Annotated in this window: 1 protein-coding gene; it reads right to left on the reverse strand. The window is 66.6% G+C overall.

From position 1 onward, the window contains the following. Window positions 1-166: 166 nt before the first annotated feature. Window positions 167-1,351: an IS701 family transposase gene (locus AB0D27_RS45480; protein ID WP_362521543.1), complete on the reverse strand. Its 1,185-nt coding sequence runs from the start codon at window positions 1,349-1,351 to the stop codon at window positions 167-169. Window positions 1,352-1,408 lie beyond the last annotated feature (57 nt).

Here is a 1,408-nt window from a genome sequence, read left to right on the forward strand (position 1 = left end):
CTAGTACTGCAACGGTGCTTGCTCTGAGTGCTGGGCAGTTTTCAGGGGCTGTGTCCGCGTCGTTTGTAGTGACTCAGGCGGGCCTGATACTGGCGTCGTCGGCGCCATGTTGACCAGTGCAGAATGTGCTGGATCGGTGCTGGCCGGCGGTCGGTGAGGCGGTGGATCAGGCGTCGGATTTCGGCGAGGCTGAGGTGGATGAGCTGGGAGGATCCGTTTCTGCTTTGTCCGTGTCCAGCTGTCGGGCCCGCAGGACGGTCAGGCAGGCGTGGGCAGCCATGGCCAGGGTCATGTGACGGTGCCAGCCGGGATAGCGGCGGACCTGGTAGTCGTCCAGGCCGCATTCCTGCTTGGCGGTCTGGAAGCATTCCTCGACTGCCCAGCGGCTGCCCGCGATGCGGATCAGCTCGTCCAGCGTCGTGTCGGCGGGACAGTAGGCGATGTAGTAGGAGATCTCCTCGGGTCTGCTGACGCTGCGGCGGGCGAGAACCCAGTGCCGGCGGTCCTCGCGGTGCCAGGGCCGCACTTCGACGCGTGCCCAGTCGAAGATCCGCCGGCCGTGGGCTCCTTCGCCGCAGGAACGACGCTTCCATTTTTGCCGTGGCAGGCCGGGGAACAGGTCGTGGACGGGGTGGTCGATGGACCAGCGGGTGACGACGGTGTCGTGCCGGGTGGTGGCCATGACGTGGAAGACGTCGGCCTGCTCCAGCTCGAACCGCCAGCCCTTGCTGTAGCCGTAGGCGGCGTCCGCCGTTACCCAGCTGAATGGGACCTTGTCGGCGATGGCCTGGCGGACCATCGCCTTGGCCATGGCCACCTTCGTCTCGAAGGCGACGCTGTCGTCGATGCCGGCCCGGCGGCAGCGGTCCCGGTCATCCGTCCAGGAGGTGGGCAGATACAGACGGCGGTCGATCAGAGTGCGTCCACGGCCAGCGGCGTAGGCGAGGAACACACCGATCTGGCTGTTCTCGGTGCGGCCCGCGGTGCCGGAATACTGGCGCTGTACCCCTGCCGAGCGGGTGCCCTTCTTGAGGAAGCCGGTGTCGTCGACGATCAACACCGCTTCGCGGTCACCGAGGTTGTCGACCACGTACCGGCGCACGTCGTTGAGGACCTCGTCGGCGTCCCACTCGATCCGGTTCAGCATCCGCTGGATGCGGTCCGGCCCGGCATGCCCGGCCTCCTCCGCCAGCGTCCAGCCGTTCTTGCGCTGCAGCGGAGCGATCAGGCCCCGCATATAGGCCAGCGCCGACTCCCGCGGCTCGGCCCGGTTGAACCGGTGCACGAACCGTCCGTGCACAGCATCCAGTTCACTCGCCCACCCACGCACATCAGCAAGGTCCCCACCCATAACCACACCAACGAACGAGCTGGCCACTAGTCACGGTATGCACCGTTGCAGTACTAG

The sequence above is a fragment of the Streptomyces sp. NPDC048415 genome, from assembly GCF_040651675.1.
In the GTDB taxonomy this organism is placed as follows: domain Bacteria; phylum Actinomycetota; class Actinomycetes; order Streptomycetales; family Streptomycetaceae; genus Streptomyces.